General features: G+C 41.0%; 17 protein-coding genes. 2 read left to right on the top strand and 15 right to left on the bottom strand.

What is annotated here, in order from left to right; genetic code table 11:
• The first annotated feature begins 452 nt into the window (after nucleotides 1-452).
• Nucleotides 453-1421: a proline dehydrogenase family protein gene (locus tag ACW2QC_RS04310; protein ID WP_457542750.1), complete on the top strand. Its 969-nt coding sequence runs from the start codon at nucleotides 453-455 to the stop codon at nucleotides 1419-1421.
• A 79-nt stretch (nucleotides 1422-1500) separates the two neighbouring features.
• On the opposite strand, the gene ACW2QC_RS04305 is transcribed toward ACW2QC_RS04310, so the two are convergent.
• The 4 genes from ACW2QC_RS04305 to cysK all read right to left on the bottom strand — a co-directional run bounded on the left by ACW2QC_RS04305 (nucleotide 1501) and on the right by cysK (nucleotide 5111).
• The gene (locus ACW2QC_RS04305; RefSeq protein WP_457542749.1) at nucleotides 1501-2223 is read right to left on the bottom strand and encodes an amino acid ABC transporter ATP-binding protein; all 723 of its coding nucleotides are present in this window, start codon (nucleotides 2221-2223) and stop codon (nucleotides 1501-1503) included.
• A complete protein-coding gene (locus ACW2QC_RS04300) occupies nucleotides 2220-2882 on the bottom strand; it encodes an amino acid ABC transporter permease (RefSeq protein WP_457542748.1) in 663 nt (220 codons plus the stop codon). The genes ACW2QC_RS04305 and ACW2QC_RS04300 overlap by 4 nt, the downstream gene beginning before the upstream one ends.
• Nucleotides 2883-3041: 159 nt before the next feature.
• Nucleotides 3042-3842 carry a glutamine ABC transporter substrate-binding protein gene (locus ACW2QC_RS04295; protein ID WP_457542747.1) on the bottom strand — a complete coding sequence of 267 codons (801 nt, stop codon included), beginning with the start codon at nucleotides 3840-3842 and terminating at the stop codon, nucleotides 3042-3044.
• 348 nt (nucleotides 3843-4190) lie between these two features.
• Nucleotides 4191-5111: a cysteine synthase A gene (gene cysK / locus ACW2QC_RS04290; RefSeq protein WP_457542746.1), complete on the bottom strand. Its 921-nt coding sequence runs from the start codon at nucleotides 5109-5111 to the stop codon at nucleotides 4191-4193.
• Between the two features lie 392 nt (nucleotides 5112-5503).
• Between cysK and ACW2QC_RS04285 the strand changes: the two genes are divergently transcribed.
• A complete protein-coding gene (locus ACW2QC_RS04285) occupies nucleotides 5504-5767 on the top strand; it encodes a hypothetical protein (RefSeq protein WP_457542745.1) in 264 nt (87 codons plus the stop codon).
• 557 nt (nucleotides 5768-6324) lie between these two features.
• Here ACW2QC_RS04285 and ACW2QC_RS04280 read toward each other — a convergent pair.
• The 11 genes from ACW2QC_RS04280 to ACW2QC_RS04230 are packed head-to-tail and all read right to left on the bottom strand — an operon-like array spanning nucleotide 6325 to nucleotide 14789.
• On the bottom strand, nucleotides 6325-7053 hold the full coding sequence (locus ACW2QC_RS04280; protein WP_457542744.1) for an ATP-binding protein: 729 nt from the start codon (nucleotides 7051-7053) through the stop codon (nucleotides 6325-6327).
• Nucleotides 7050-7538 carry an ECF transporter S component gene (locus ACW2QC_RS04275; protein ID WP_457542743.1) on the bottom strand — a complete coding sequence of 163 codons (489 nt, stop codon included), beginning with the start codon at nucleotides 7536-7538 and terminating at the stop codon, nucleotides 7050-7052. The genes ACW2QC_RS04280 and ACW2QC_RS04275 overlap by 4 nt, the downstream gene beginning before the upstream one ends.
• Complete coding sequence (locus ACW2QC_RS04270) at nucleotides 7535-8122, bottom strand: cob(I)yrinic acid a,c-diamide adenosyltransferase (RefSeq protein WP_457542742.1); 588 nt, start codon at nucleotides 8120-8122, stop codon at nucleotides 7535-7537. Before ACW2QC_RS04270 ends, ACW2QC_RS04275 begins: the two co-directional genes overlap by 4 nt.
• Nucleotides 8123-8140: 18 nt before the next feature.
• Nucleotides 8141-8578, bottom strand: coding sequence for a bifunctional adenosylcobinamide kinase/adenosylcobinamide-phosphate guanylyltransferase (locus ACW2QC_RS04265; protein ID WP_457542741.1), 438 nt, complete (start codon nucleotides 8576-8578; stop codon nucleotides 8141-8143).
• The gene (locus ACW2QC_RS04260; protein ID WP_457542740.1) at nucleotides 8530-9147 is read right to left on the bottom strand and encodes a histidine phosphatase family protein; all 618 of its coding nucleotides are present in this window, start codon (nucleotides 9145-9147) and stop codon (nucleotides 8530-8532) included. The genes ACW2QC_RS04265 and ACW2QC_RS04260 overlap by 49 nt, the downstream gene beginning before the upstream one ends.
• Entirely contained in the window at nucleotides 9105-9899 is a 795-nt protein-coding gene (gene cobS / locus ACW2QC_RS04255) for an adenosylcobinamide-GDP ribazoletransferase (RefSeq protein WP_457542739.1), read from the bottom strand. The genes ACW2QC_RS04260 and cobS overlap by 43 nt, the downstream gene beginning before the upstream one ends.
• Nucleotides 9899-10741, bottom strand: a complete 843-nt coding sequence (locus ACW2QC_RS04250; protein WP_457542738.1) for a cobyric acid synthase — start codon at nucleotides 10739-10741, stop codon at nucleotides 9899-9901. The genes cobS and ACW2QC_RS04250 overlap by 1 nt, the downstream gene beginning before the upstream one ends.
• Nucleotides 10738-11325, bottom strand: coding sequence for a bifunctional adenosylcobinamide kinase/adenosylcobinamide-phosphate guanylyltransferase (locus tag ACW2QC_RS04245; protein WP_457542737.1), 588 nt, complete (start codon nucleotides 11323-11325; stop codon nucleotides 10738-10740). The genes ACW2QC_RS04250 and ACW2QC_RS04245 overlap by 4 nt, the downstream gene beginning before the upstream one ends.
• The gene (gene cobD / locus ACW2QC_RS04240; protein ID WP_457542736.1) at nucleotides 11307-12383 is read right to left on the bottom strand and encodes a threonine-phosphate decarboxylase CobD; all 1077 of its coding nucleotides are present in this window, start codon (nucleotides 12381-12383) and stop codon (nucleotides 11307-11309) included. The genes ACW2QC_RS04245 and cobD overlap by 19 nt, the downstream gene beginning before the upstream one ends.
• Entirely contained in the window at nucleotides 12358-13320 is a 963-nt protein-coding gene (gene cbiB / locus ACW2QC_RS04235; protein WP_457542735.1) for an adenosylcobinamide-phosphate synthase CbiB, read from the bottom strand. Before cbiB ends, cobD begins: the two co-directional genes overlap by 26 nt.
• Nucleotides 13317-14789: an adenosylcobinamide amidohydrolase gene (locus ACW2QC_RS04230; RefSeq protein WP_457542734.1), complete on the bottom strand. Its 1473-nt coding sequence runs from the start codon at nucleotides 14787-14789 to the stop codon at nucleotides 13317-13319. The genes cbiB and ACW2QC_RS04230 overlap by 4 nt, the downstream gene beginning before the upstream one ends.
• Nucleotide 14790: the final 1 nt, after the last annotated feature.

Raw genomic sequence — 14790 nt, 5'->3', positions numbered from 1 at the left:
AGGTTGTTCAAAAAGTCACCAAATGATAAGCGACGAATCTCTTCGTTGGCGGCAAAGGAACTTCTACTAAACCCGCCCACGTCCTGTGGGCAACACAGAAGTCAGCACGTCCTGTGCAAGTCCGGTCCTCATGTAGATTTTGCCTACATTCCGGTCCTCAAGACTACGCCACCTCGACCTTCGACGCACAGGACGTGCTAGTGTCGGCGTTGTCACAGGACGTGACGAACTTAGCCGACCTTGCTTCTAATTTGGCAACTTTTAGAACACGCACTATAAAAGCTGAAGCGGCACTTATCACTGACAAAGTGCCGCTTAGCCTTCCCTATTTACACCTTTCCATCAACTGGCAATCCGCTATCCTTCATAGATTTTGCCGATTCATAGATTTTTTTATATGAAAAATTCACACATATGATATAATAAAAGAAAAATAGTAATGGGGAATAGATATGTTAAAAGACTTATTTATTGGTATGTCACAGAATAAAATTTTGAATGCGCTTGCACAGAAGTACGGCTTTAAACTCGGAGCCCAATCAGTTGTCGCTGGGACAAATATCAAAGAGATGATTGAAAGCGTTAAAGAACTTAATGCGCAGGGTATCTCTGCAACAATTGATAATTTAGGAGAATTTGTTTCTGATAAACAAGAGGCACTCGCAGCTAAAGAACAAATTATTGAAGTTATTGAAGCAATTCACGACAATCGTGTGGATGCCCATATCTCTTTAAAAGCAACCCAACTTGGATTGGACATTGACTATAACTTCTGCTTGGCTAATTTAAAAGAGATTGTCACCAAGGCCAATGAATTAAATATTTTTATCAATCTTGATATGGAAGATTATGGTCACCTACAACCATCTTTTGATCTCTTAAATGAGCTATCAAAGGATTATAGCAATATCGGCACTGTCATCCAATCTTATTTCTATCAATCGGAAGAAAATATCCAAAAATATAAAGACTATCGTTTGCGTATCGTAAAAGGTGCATATAAAGAACCAGAAGAAGTAGCATATCAGGATAAAAAAGATATTGATGAAAACTTTATCAAGTTAATCGAATCTCATTTGTTACATGGCAAATTTACATCGATCGCAACCCATGATCACCATATTATCAATCATGTCAAAGAATTTGTTAACGAACATAATATAGCAAAGGATAAATTTGAGTTCCAAATGCTGTATGGTTTCCGAAAAGATCTGCAGTTTGAGCTCGCTAAAGAAGGCTACAACTTCTGTACCTATGTACCATTTGGGACAGATTGGTATGGCTATTTCATGCGCCGTCTTGCCGAACGTCCACAAAACATGAATCTGATGGTCAAACAGGTGTTTAACAAAAAAACGAATACAATGATCGGAATTGGTACAGGAGCATTCATACTTGGTCGGCTTAGCAAGCGAAAATAAAAATAGAATTATAGAGATTTAAAGTGCAACGATCACAACGACACGCTGCACTTTTTTATTTTCTTATTTGATTGATTACCTACAAAATCTTATTCAAAAATCCTTTTGTCCGGTCAGACTTCGGGTTAGTAAAGATTTGTTCCGGATTTCCTTCTTCAACAATGACCCCTTCATCCATAAACAACACGCGGTCGCCCACTTCTCTGGCAAACCCCATTTCATGTGTGACAACAACCATTGTCATCCCTTCATTTGCCAGCTGCTTCATTACTTCCAGAACTTCTCCAACTAATTCGGGGTCCAAAGCAGATGTAGGCTCATCAAATAACATCACTTTTGGCTCCATGGCTAGGGCCCGGGCAATTGCCACACGCTGTTGTTGTCCACCAGATAATTGATTTGGATACATGTCGGCTTTATCACTTAACCCAACCTTTTCCAACAATCCTTGTGCACGATCTTTTGCTTCCATATTACTAATCTTACGTACCTTTTGCGGGGCCAACATAATATTTTCAATAACGGATCGATGTGGAAACAAGTTAAACTGCTGGAAAACCATGCCCACTTCCGTTCGAATTTCGTTAATGTCTGTTCTTGGATCTGTCAAATGCTCGCCATCCACAACTACATCCCCGCTGGTAATCTCCTCCAGCATATTTAAGCAACGCAAGAATGTACTTTTCCCTGAACCACTGGGACCGATTACACAAACAACCTCTTTTAATTCTATTTGACAATTAATACCTTTCAGCACTTCCAAATCGCCAAATTTCTTATGCAAATCATTTACTTCAATCATTGAATATCCAACCTTCTTTCAACAAGACGTAAAATAAGGGATAAACTCAAGGTAATTGCAAGATAAAATACCGCAACTGTTGTATATATTTCAACAGCATTAAAATGGTTTGCCGCAATCAAACGTCCTTGGAAAATCAACTCTGGAACAAGAATGACGGATAAAAGCGAGGTATCCTTAATACTGATAATAAATTGATTACCTAGAGGTGGAATCATTCGTTTGAACGCCTGTGGCCATATAATATAACGCATCGTTTTCCCATGATCCAAACCAAGTGATCGCCCTGCTTCCATTTGACCTTTTTCAATTGATTGGACTGCCCCACGAACGATCTCGGCAATGTATGCTCCGGAATTTAGTGCAATCACGATTACACCTGCCGTAACGGATTCAAGATTAAAACCTACAATAAGTGGCAGCGCGAAAAATATCCAAATAGCCTGCACTAACACTGGTGTCCCGCGGATAACTTCGATGTAAACGCTAGAAATCCAATAAACTAATTTGTTTTTAGAAATTCGGCCTAGACCGAAAATCGCACCCAAGATAAACCCAATAAGAAGCCCAAGTATCGAGATAAGGAGGGTGTAGTATAAACCCGTTGCTATTTGTGGTAAAAAATCAATAACGCCTGCCCAATTAAATCTGCCTATCATTCTTTCACCTCTCCTGGTTTAAAATTCTCTAAAGCTGGTAATATTTAACTATTAAAAGTTAAAAAGGGTGTAACAATTGGATGGTTACACCCTTTTGTAATTAGCTGCGTTCTATTTCACTGCATAGAAACGCGCTAATTTTGTCTGCTTGCCTAAATCTTATTCAGGTTTTTCCCCGAACCATTTTTCATAGATTTCATCATACTTTCCATTCTCTTTCATCGTTTTTAATGCTTCATTAACCGCCTCAACTAAATCTTCTTGATCTTTCGCAAAAGCGATTCCATAATTCTCAGCCTCATAAAGATCGCCAACCATTTTTAGACTGTCCTCACCTTTTGTTTGAATATAATAAGCAACGTTTGGTGCATCATACAAAATTGCATCAGCGCTACCATTTTCAACAGCTAGGTATGCTTGATCAAGTTGTTCATATTGATTTGCCTCGGCACCTTCAATATTCTCTTTAATATAGGCAGAGCTCGTTGATCCAAGTCGTGTCGCAATTGTCTTCCCTTCCAAATCTTCCATGCCTTTTATTTCATCGTTATCAACCGAAACACCGATACGTAAACCGGATTCATAATACGGATCACTGTAATCAATTTTCTTTGCCCGCTCTTCTGTAATACCAATACCTGCTAAGGCAATATCAAATTGACCTGTTTGTAAGCCAGGAATAATCCCATCAAAATTGGTCGTTTCCAAATTGATTTCAAATCCGACTTCATCAGCAATCGCATTAATAAGATCAATATCGAAGCCAACATATTCGCCGTCTTCTTTAAATTCAAATGGAACAAACGATGTATCACTAACAACTGTATATTCGTCCTTTAACCCATTTCCGCCCTCTTTTTCCGATCCATCTGCCTCATTATCAGATCCACATGCAGCTAGTCCAACAATTAATAATGAAAGCAAAATGAAGCCTAAAAATTTTCTACTTTTCTTTTGCATTACTTTTGTCCCCCTTAAGTAGTATTAACTAATACGTATTCATTAACTTTAACAAAAATTCACTTTTTAGAAAACTCCGATTAATGTACGCCAATATGAATAGACTGGCTATTAATGGACTAAGGGGTAAATAATTTCCACCATCCGTTCATTTATTACAGATATCTACCAAATACGATAGATTCTGAGGATTTTGCTTGTTATGGTGTCCGGTTTTGTAGATCGATAGTTTATAAAGGTGGTTTATGGAGATAGGAATTTTGGCTTATAGGCGAAGAAATAGATTAAACTTTTTGTTAAATTTAAAATCAGTACCAACCTTGAATAAGATTGGTACTGATTTTTCTGTTATTCATCAAATAAACCCATGCTCAAATACCGTTCACCAGTATCAGGGGCAATACACAATACCCGCTTGCCTTTCCCTAATCGTTTGGCGACTTCAATTCCTGTATAAATCGATGCTGCACCAGATAGGCCAACAAACAACCCTTCTATCCTAGGCAGCTTTTTAAACATATCAACTGCTATATCATCTTCAATCAGCATAATTTCATCGTAAATATCTGTGTTTAAAATTTCCGGTACAAAGCCAGGGCTCGTTCCAACCAGCTTATGTTTTCCGGGTTTCCCTCCGGATAGAACAGGAGATCCTTTTGGTTCCGCAATCGTTATTGACAATTCTGGTAGTTTTTCCTTTAACACTTCACCTGTTCCTGTCACGGTCCCACCAGTTCCCGCTGTACAAACAAATGCATCCAGCTTGCCATCCATTTGTTCGTAAATTTCCAGTGCCGTTGTGATTCTGTGAATGTCCGCATTTGCCTGGTTCTCAAATTGTTGCGGAATGAAACTACCAGGAATTTCGCTTTGCAGTTCCATCGCCTTTTTAATGCAACCGGGCATTTTTTCCTCACTAGGGGTTAAGACAACTTTTGCCCCATAGGCTTGCAAAATATTTCTTCTTTCCATTGTACTATTATCAGGCATCACCATAATTGCTTGGTATCCTTTAGCAGCAGAAGCCATGGCAATCCCTATTCCAGTATTTCCGCTCGTTGGCTCGATAATGGTTCCTCCTGGCTTGAGCAATCCTTTTTCTTCTGCAACACGAATCATGTTTATTGCCGCACGATCTTTAACACTTTTGCTTGGGTTAAACATCTCTAATTTCACAAAAACTTCAGCCGCATCTTCCGGAACAAGCCTGTTCAGCTTTGCAACAGGTGTATCTCCCATCAATTCCGTCATATTGTTAACAACTTTCATCGTCCAAGACACCTTCCCCGATTAACAATGTATTTTAACGTAATTTAATTCCTAGTAATTCACTATACAATACATGATACTAATTATCGTTACGTGTTTACAAATTATTTGGCTTGGAAATATATTTTTGATTGTTTGTTGCTTTTGGCTTCGTATCCTGTATATACCTAACTTCCGAGGGATGGGTGGAATTTTTGTAATCGAAAAATAATCCAAAAAAGGGGATTTAACTTATTTCTAGAAGCACTTTCCCAGAACATCTATTTACAATACTAATTTCAATACTAAATCCAATGATAAAAGGTGATTTTACCCCTATCAAGAACATTTTTCGTAAATTGTTGATAGTTTATGTACATGACTAAAAAGCATCTTAGAGGGGGGGTGAAAAAATGAGCGAGCAATTATTACAGCAAATGGTAAATGAAATACAGTATATAAAATCCAGTATGGCTATGAAGAGAGATTTAGAATACATGGCTACTAAGGATGCTCTCAGTTCCATGGCTACTAAAAAAGATCTTGAATCTATGGCCAATCAAATTGATCGAAACTTTAAACAAATAGTCCGCAATTCAGAAAAACTGAATGACATCTCCGACAATCAAAACCGTCATGAAAAAATACTTGAAACACTCTCAGTACGATCTATTTAAGAAAAGCGCAAGCGCCCTTACAGGCTAAGAGCGCGACGTCCTGTCGCAACGCCTGTACTAGCACGTCCTGTGCGTCGTAGCAACGTACAAACTGGAGCACTCCGCAATGAGATAAAGGAAACATGCCCCTGCAAAAGGGGTATGCCGACGTTGGGCGCAAAGCCCGCTCTTAGTCGGCCTTCCTTTAAAAATTAGCCGATGTTGACTTATCGTAGTGCATTGAATAACTCCTCCGAAATAACAACACACGAAGGAAAAGCGAATTAACTTTTTCGAGGAGAGGAGTGTGAAGTTTGGGACTGCGCTAAATGCTCGTCCCACCAAAAAATCTGCTAGTTGCTGGGCGCTGGAGCTGGACATGGCCAACTTTGCTGTAAGCATAATAGCGCCACGATTTTCACACTTTCTTATACGTGAACAAGAAGGCAAAATACGAAATTTGAAATAGGTTTAAGTGTTTACCATATTCCCCTTTTAAAGAAAAGTGCCCAGTTTATATTGGGCACTTTTTTAAATTAGTATATTTATTCTACTAAAGGTTATCGTCTAGTCCGCTTTCATCTACACAGTTCCCCACCTTCAACCGTAACATGATGAAACAACTGACCTGCTTTTGACTTAATGGTCTCATGATCCGCCTTTATGTAAACGGCGATAAAACATGTTGCAGGGCCTGATGATTTTTTCAAATCCAGATCACTTGAAAATTGTAGGGATTTATTAGGAAATAGCTGCTTTAATTCATATAAAATACCTTTCGACCCAACTGGAACGACTGTCAGAACCGCATCATGCTCACAACACCACTGAAACAGGTTAAGTGATGCGACAGCTTCTTTTTGTTGCGTGACTTCATCACCGACTAATGGGCTTCCGATGATTGCAATTGCTTCTGCTTGATTATTAGCAAACGTTTGCTCCTTCTTGCGTTGCCGCTTCCCTAACACGGTAATCCCTGTTGCTGATTGCGACAAGGAAAAATTGGATTCAGTACTGCCTGTAACCGGAAGCTTGACAATTCCCAGTTCATCCGTCCCTCGCTTTATTCCTGCTATTAGCGATGGCCATGTCTGTTCATCATTAAAATTTTGCAGTGTGACCGAAAACGGAACACCTCCCGCAGCAGCACACTCCATATATGCTACGCGAAAGGCAAAATAGGACACAATATCATAGGGTACAGAAACATCATCAGCTGGTTTCATTCCGATTGAGCCACTATTATCACTAGAAATAACAATATCGTACTTCTGATCAAACGGAACAATAAGCACATCTCTTTTCATTTCAACATCTCCACTATTTTTCCCTGGAATAGCGTGGCAAACCTTGGAATGAACAACAAGGCAACACCTGCATTAACTATCGCTCCAATTAACAATGCAGGTAAAACTGCAAGGTAAAAAGAAATTCCTAGTAAAAATAACATCGGTAATGCTGCAAGAAAACTGTTACTGAAAACAAAAAATAGACCCGCTAACTTTCTTTTTCCGGACAAATAGATAACGCTAAAAAGCCAGACAATGATTGCCATTTCTATAGCAATGATCACATGCATTGGCCCTAGAGGCATGCCTGCGATAAGTGCCGATAAAAGATGTCCAAATCCAGCAACGAGTGCTCCCATTTGCCTGCTAAGCAAAACGGCAGCAAGCAAAGCTGGAAACGCATCAAGTGCTATGCTTCCAACAAATGAGGGGATTTTGATCATTGCACCAATCACTGAAAGCGCAATAAACAGAGCCAACAGGCATATTTTTTTCGTCGTCATTCTCCTTTTTCCTTCCGTTTACCATTGCGGAACACCTTGGCACTTCGAACATATTCAACATCTGCAACGCCCATTCTTGCATTGACAACTCGTGCAAGTGCAAAGAAATAGTCAGATAGTCGATTTAAATACTTTAGCGGTATATCCGTTTCTAATTCCTCTTGCTTCATAAGTCGTACAACTAGCCGCTCTGCCCTTCTCGTAATTGTTCGAGCAATATGAATCGAAGCTGCCGGTTTGGTACCACCCGGTAAAATAAACCGTTCCACTTCTGGTGCCTGGTCGATAAACTGATCGATTTTTTCTTCCAAATAATCAATCGTTTCTTCTAATAGCTTTAGCGGTCTCCGTTTCGAAACACTTGATAAATCACCACCACAATCAAATAGTTCGTGCTGAATTTTTTCCAGGTCTTCAAGAATATCGGAAAACAGCTCTGGATCTAATTCCGTCACTATTTTTCCAACAAAACTATTTAATTCATCAACTGTTCCATATGCCTCGACACGAATATCATCCTTATCAACTCGCCCGCCAATCAAAGCTGTTTGTCCTTTATCACCTGTTCGTGTGTAAATTCGCATGTTTATTCCTCCAAATTGTTATTTTAATTGCTTTTGGACCCCATACCAGATTAGGTCCAAGCGATCACATTTCTCCACTAAGTCTTGGTAAAACCAACCTGTTACATCGCGCCATGCCCGCATCTGTTGCTCCATTGGAACGATTCCTTTTGAGATATCAGAACCGATGATCACGAGTTTTCGGCCAGCTTTTGCATCTTCCCAATTTGTCCAATCGCTTATGATAGACCGTCCAAATTCACGAATATCATTGATACTTCGGGTTTTCAGCCATTCGAACACCCATTGCTCAATCCCATTTACAACGACCAAATTTTGCGCTAACATAGCCAAATCTTCCGGGCTTGTTTCATCATAGGCCGATATCCAGTGCCAATTGGAGGTAGTATTAAGCTGGTAAAATTCCCTCACCCATGCGGATTTTCCATTGTAGGCACCGCCTGTAACCATGTGCATGCTTCTTCCCTCCTAAAACTATCCTTTGACCAACACAACCGGTAACCACCACCATAAGGAATTTTCCAATCAAAAAAGGACCCGTTTTGCCCTGAGAAAACAGACAATAAATAACGTATAACGCCTCCATGAGTCACAACAGAACTATCCCTAGCACTTGAATCGAGGATCCGTCTTTTTACGATGGAAAATCCCGCAAGTATTCTGTCGCCAAATTCAGTAAAAGTTTCACCACCGGCAGGACGTGCAGTAAACGGGTTGTCCAGCCAATGCCGATATGTTGGCAGATGTTTTAGTTGATCATACGTTTTTCCTTCCCAAGCGCCAAAGTTCATTTCCCTCATTTCATTCAAAGCTTGCACAGGTTGATTGGGAAATAGAATTGCTGCTGTTTCCAGACAACGAGTTAAATCACTTGAAAATACGAGGTCCTGTTTTGGTAAGTTCGTATTTAGATCGTTGCACCCTTTATTACTCAAAGGCGAGTTCGTCCAACCAATATATACACCCTGTTGATTTTCGGCTGTCATCCCATGCCGTAATAGTGTAATAGCCAGATAATCATCCATAAACAAACTTCCACCCCTTCCGTTGCCGCACCAACAACATCTCCAGTTATGCCACCAAACCATTTACGGACCTTTTTGCGGATAAACAGAAAAAGCATGAGTGCAACAAGAAACATGCCGATAACCATCAACATGCTTGGAACACCCGAAACCCAACCTACAAAAATGAATAGGACAAGGTAAATGAAATAGCTCCATAATGTCGAACGCTTACAAGATTGCTGGAATAAATGCCCAAGCCCTGTTTCTTTGGCGGGAGGAACGAGTGTGAGCATCATCCCCATCACCATTCTGCTTAAAAACGGAATGAAGATGATCAGAATAATAGAATGTAGTGCCAACCCATGAATGATTTCATAGATAAAAAGTAATTTCGCACTAAGTAACACGATGACACTTAACACACCAAACGCACCGATTCTCGGATCGTTCATGATTTCAAGTCGTTTAGTCGAATCACGATAGGAAAAAAACGCGTCACTAGCATCCATCCAACCATCAAGATGGATCCCACCAGTCAAGATAATCGGCAGCAACCACATGAAAAACGCAATCGCAAGCGGTGAAAAGGGTGTCCACTCAAAAAGACCGTATAATGAACCGCCATACACGAGCCCCAACAGCAAGCCAAATAAAGGAAACATCCGGATTGCTCGCTCCAAATTTTTAGCTGTCATGGGAACTTCCCGACGGATTGGTAAAACACTAAAAAATTGTATCGTGATGATCAACCCGTTTACATACGATTTCATTACGTATTCCACCGTTTCATAATGGTAATTATCTGCTCCCAATCCAAATGTGCTTTTAGTTTTTCCGCCAAATCGTCGTATCGATCGCCAGCTATCGCGTTTGGTGACTCAAGTTTATTTTGTTGATCAGATAGGGAATCTTCTGCTTCAATCAGATGCTCAACAAAAGGGATAAGCCCCAACACAGGGATGCCAGTTTTTTCTTCGATCCAGCGAATACCACCAGCAAACAGTGCCGGATCACCACGAAACTTATTGATGATAATTCCTTTTACACGCCCTCTTTCTTCTGGACGTAGTAATTCCAATGTGCCCACAATGCTGGCAAATACCCCTCCACGATCAATATCAGCGACAAGCAAAACTGGTACATCGGCGAGCTCTGCCACTTTCATGTTGACCAGTTCTTTATCCTTTAAATTAAGCTCAACCGGACTGCCGGCACCTTCCATTACGACGACATCATAATGATCATGGAGCTTTGTTAATGATTCTTGAATAGCTTCCAAACCGGTTTCATAAAAAGTATCCCGATAACCTCGATCAGAAAATGTATTAGCTCGCTTTCCAAGCAAAATCACCTCTGCTTGCAAATCAGAACGTGGTTTCAGTATAATTGGATTCATCCAAATGGTTGGTTCCTGTTTCGCTGCCTCTGCCTGTAGCGCTTGGGCCCGTGAAATTTCCGCCCCATCCTTCAAGAAATACGAGTAATTGGACATGTTCTGGGATTTAAAAGGTGCAACAGCATACCCTTCATTAGCTAAGATCCGACAAATAGCTGTCACGAGCAAACTTTTTCCTACATTAGATGCTGTGCCTTGAATCATCATGCCTTTCATCTGACATTCGCTCCCTTCATAGCGATCGGGACACCTGCTGCTACCACATATGCCTCGGTTGCATTCCTGACAATTTGCTGGTGTAGTTTCCCAAGCAGTCTGCAATACACATGAACGAGTGCGCTGTCTATCATCGGTTCATGTAATACTTCGTTCGAAACGATTAAAAGTGTTTTTGCATGCGTCCTAATTTCCTTTATCCCTTGCCAGATCGTCTGCATCACTGTTTCCTGATAATCCGCTTGTTCCAAGAGATTTTCCGAAAATCCCTCCCGAAACAACTCATTCGTCAGCAAAACAGTTAAACAATCAAGTAAGACAATATCATTTTGCTGCAAAACATCGACCATTGTTGGTAAGTCAACCGGGCATTCCGTCGTTTTCCAATCAAGCCCGCTTTCCTGACGCTGCCTTTGGTGACGGGCAATTCTTTCTTTCATTTCACGATCTGTCGGCTTAGAAGTAGCTATGTAATGCAAGTTCCCATCCGTTTTTTCGGCAAGTGACGCGGCATACCTTTCCGCAAATGTACTCTTTCCACTTCTCGCACCACCTGTAATGAAAATCAATCCCTGTTCTTCCATGTAGTTAATGCCTCCATGAGGATGTCATTTTCTTTCGTTTGTTTAACAGCAAACCGCAACCAGCGTCCATTTAGCCCATGGTAATTGGCAGTATGTCTGGCAACAATTCCTCTTTTCAATAAAAATAAAAACAATGGCAGTTGATCATCTAAGTCTGGATCCCGAAGCAAGTAAAAATTCACCTTGCTATCGGAAACGAGATACCCCTGTTCCCTTAACGAATGCACCATCTTTTTTCGCTCAGCGGAAATAAAGGTGCGTGTACGATGCACATAATCTTCAGCTAATAGACATTCCTTCCCCGCCAGCATTGCCAGTGCATTTACACTCCAATGTGGTTGATAGGGTTGCAGTTTTTCGATAATCTTAGGAGCAGCAAGAAGATAACCCAATCGCAATCCAGCAATCGCATACATTTTCGTTAATGACCGGACAACAGCTAAATTAGGGAAATCATTGATCATTGGTACCATCGTAATAGGCTCTTCTAAGAAGTCATAAAAAGCTTCATCCACAACCAAATAGCAATCATGCTTCCGGCAGGCTTTTAGAATTTTAACCAGAAAATCCTCTGAGTAGACGATTCCAGTCGGGTTGTTTGGGTGACAAAGAAACAGCACATCAGCAGCAGCTAACTCAGATTCCAGTTCGTCCGGTTGCAACTTCCATGTCCCCTCCGTCAATGTCATATAAGAAATAGAACAACCATATGCTGCACACGTGCGTTCATATTCGGAAAAAGTAGGTTGGATAAGTAACACCCGTTTACCCGCAAACATTCTAGCCAGTAATGTAATGATTTCCGCAGCCCCATTTCCAAGCAAAACGGATCCCATCGGCAGCTGTTCTTTTTCCGCAATATGTCCGATCAATTCCTTTCCAGTTGGATCAGGATAATCATCCACTGCTGCAAACCAGGAAGACCATTTTCGCTTCACTTCTGCGGGTGAACCGAATGGATTTAAGTTCACACTAAAGTCAATGACCTCTTTAGGCATTGGTAATCCCATATACTCATATACATAGTTCGGATTAGATCCATGTAATGGCCAATTCAATTGTGATTCCTCCAATCATAAAGCATAACAAGAATAGGAAAACGGTTCTCCGCATTAGCGTTATTGTTTGCAAAATATGTTCGGGCTGTAATGGAACGTGAACATCCCCCATCACTTTAGAAGCCGACTTTTTCCCCTGATAATAATTAGTCCCACCAAGCTGAATTCCCAGTAAAGAGGCAACTGCTGCTTCCCCCCAGCCGCTATTAGGACTATTGTGCTTCCTTGCATCACGAAACAGGATCGACCAAGCGTTTTGAAAAGTAGTGTGAATTGGCCGTTTGACAACCATCATTATGAAGGCCGTTAACCTTGCTGGGATCCAGTTAAGCAAATCATCAAGTCTCGCAGAAGCCCAACCAAATTCCTGATAGGTAGCATTTTTATAACCGACCATCGAGTCACACGTATTTACGGCGCGATAAACGAGTGCGAATGGTGCACCACCAATAAAACCCCAAAAGAACGGAGCCGTTATGCCATCACTCGTATTTTCCGCAACGGTCTCAACTGTGCCCCTAGTAATTTCTCCTTCTGTTAAGTGCTCCGTATCGCGCCCAACGATATAAGAGAGGTTCTTTCTAGCATTTACCAGATCCCCTGATTCCAACGGGTGATACACGTTCATGGCTGCTTTTGCTAAATTGTTTTGTGAAACTGTTGTCGCAATCAATACAGCCTCAATCGTCATCCCGACTAGAGGGTGTAATTGATAACAGCAGATCACAAGTAAGAGACTTAGACCAAGTACAATACTGACAACAACCCCGACCATCAGAAGCCCCTTCGATTTTCGATGTTTTCCTTTATTCATTTCTCTATCCAAATAAGAAATAAGCCGACCAAAGCCTTTCACTGGATGTGGCCATTTTTCCGGATCACCAACGAGCCAATCAATGATGTATGCGAGGGCAATAGCTGTAAAATGGTAAATCATTGGGGGTTTTTCCTTGCTAAATAATGCTGTAATGCTTGTTTCGTACAGACATAAACACCTTTGCCAACAAGATTTCCCAGTGGTGTAATGGAGCCTGCAAATGAAATATCAGAACCATGCTGTGTTGCGGCAATTAGCATGCTGTCTGTTGATGTCCCTGTCGCATATGTTCCGGTTATTTGATCCAGGATTGATTCCTCTCGCAGCGCTTTTACCTTTGCTTCTGTTGCCGTCATGATACATTGAATAAATGCTTCATCGGTCAGCTTTCCATTCACAAATACCCACGTATTGATTGTTCCCGGTGATCTCGTGAAACCATGCTTTTGCCCGAAAGCCACATCAACCGCATTACCTACTCCAGCAGTCACAACCACAAATACAGAGCATCCATCCGCCTCCAAAAACTGATAAGATACATCACGCAAGTAAACTGCTGTCATCATGCCAACCGTTTCATTCGGTTCAAAACCATGAGCAGTTAAATAATCGATCATATCTTGTTTATAATCGTCACAATTATAATCCTTTCCAACATGGCGATTCACAAATGATCGGTACCATCCCATTCCTGAACCTGTCACACCAGAGGACAGCGTTTTTAGCGCAATTGGTGACTGCAAATGAATCATTTCCTCGCTAACTTGCAAAAAATCTTCTTTAATCATCGGCACCATCTGTCCATTGTCCTGCTTTTCCGGAACCAACATAATTTGCGGCTTCGGAATTTTCGGATGGGGATATTTTTCAATACGAGTTTCATAGACTTCCTGGATCTTTTCCGCCTTCAATACTTCGTCTGGATGATCACATGTTTTTATGTCGCCTTGATGCAATAACAATAGCCGATCACAATATAGACTTGCCAAATTCAAATCATGAAAAATCGACACGACAGTCAACTGCTTTTCATTGGTCCATTTTTTCAACAGATCCAGCAATTCCTTCTGATAAGCCAGATCAAGGTGATTAGTCGGTTCATCCAACAGTAGAATTTGCGGATTTTGTGCCAGGGCCTGGGCCAAATAGACACGTTGACGTTCCCCACCAGAAAGCTTATCAAGCAGTTCATCCTGATAATGATCAACACCGGTCTGCTTCATCACTTCCTGCACAACCCGTTCATCTTCGTTGGAAAACGACTGAAACAATCCTTTTTGATGGGTATACCTGCCAAGCGAAACCGTCTCTTTCACGGTATAACTGAATGTTTGTGACGTGTGTTGCGGCAAAACAGCCATCCACTTGGCAAAATCCTTTACCGAATAGGATGAAATGGACTCACCATTCAATGTAATCTCACCGGACTTGATTGGCAAAATACCACTCATCATTTTCAATAGTGTTGTTTTACCACTGCCATTCGGTCCAATAATGCCAAAAAACTCTCCCTTCTTTATGCTGAAAGAAACATCCTTTAAAATGGCCTCATTCGTATACCCGCCAGAAACATGTAAGACATCAATCATA

This window comes from Virgibacillus sp. FSP13 (genome assembly GCF_054048505.1).
The sequence above is the reverse complement of the archived record's forward strand: the minus strand, read 5'-3'. Positions and strand labels throughout refer to the sequence as shown.

Excerpts from the sequence above, each read along its gene's own strand:
- ACW2QC_RS04310 (WP_457542750.1), top strand. The coding sequence starts at position 453 with ATGTTAAAAGACTTATTTATTGGTATGTCACAGAATAAAATTTTGAAT.
- ACW2QC_RS04305 (WP_457542749.1), bottom strand. The coding sequence starts at position 2,223 with ATGATTGAAGTAAATGATTTGCATAAGAAATTTGGCGATTTGGAAGTG.
- ACW2QC_RS04300 (WP_457542748.1), bottom strand. The coding sequence starts at position 2,882 with ATGATAGGCAGATTTAATTGGGCAGGCGTTATTGATTTTTTACCACAA.
- ACW2QC_RS04295 (WP_457542747.1), bottom strand. The coding sequence starts at position 3,842 with ATGCAAAAGAAAAGTAGAAAATTTTTAGGCTTCATTTTGCTTTCATTA.
- cysK (WP_457542746.1), bottom strand. The coding sequence starts at position 5,111 with ATGAAAGTTGTTAACAATATGACGGAATTGATGGGAGATACACCTGTT.
- ACW2QC_RS04285 (WP_457542745.1), top strand. The coding sequence starts at position 5,504 with ATGAGCGAGCAATTATTACAGCAAATGGTAAATGAAATACAGTATATA.
- ACW2QC_RS04280 (WP_457542744.1), bottom strand. The coding sequence starts at position 7,053 with ATGAAAAGAGATGTGCTTATTGTTCCGTTTGATCAGAAGTACGATATT.
- ACW2QC_RS04275 (WP_457542743.1), bottom strand. The coding sequence starts at position 7,538 with ATGACGACGAAAAAAATATGCCTGTTGGCTCTGTTTATTGCGCTTTCA.
- ACW2QC_RS04270 (WP_457542742.1), bottom strand. The coding sequence starts at position 8,122 with ATGCGAATTTACACACGAACAGGTGATAAAGGACAAACAGCTTTGATT.
- ACW2QC_RS04265 (WP_457542741.1), bottom strand. The coding sequence starts at position 8,578 with ATGCACATGGTTACAGGCGGTGCCTACAATGGAAAATCCGCATGGGTG.
- ACW2QC_RS04260 (WP_457542740.1), bottom strand. The coding sequence starts at position 9,147 with ATGGATGATTATCTGGCTATTACACTATTACGGCATGGGATGACAGCC.
- cobS (WP_457542739.1), bottom strand. The coding sequence starts at position 9,899 with ATGAAATCGTATGTAAACGGGTTGATCATCACGATACAATTTTTTAGT.
- ACW2QC_RS04250 (WP_457542738.1), bottom strand. The coding sequence starts at position 10,741 with ATGAAAGGCATGATGATTCAAGGCACAGCATCTAATGTAGGAAAAAGT.
- ACW2QC_RS04245 (WP_457542737.1), bottom strand. The coding sequence starts at position 11,325 with ATGGAAGAACAGGGATTGATTTTCATTACAGGTGGTGCGAGAAGTGGA.
- cbiB (WP_457542735.1), bottom strand. The coding sequence starts at position 13,320 with ATGATTTACCATTTTACAGCTATTGCCCTCGCATACATCATTGATTGG.
- ACW2QC_RS04230 (WP_457542734.1), bottom strand. The coding sequence starts at position 14,789 with ATGATTGATGTCTTACATGTTTCTGGCGGGTATACGAATGAGGCCATT.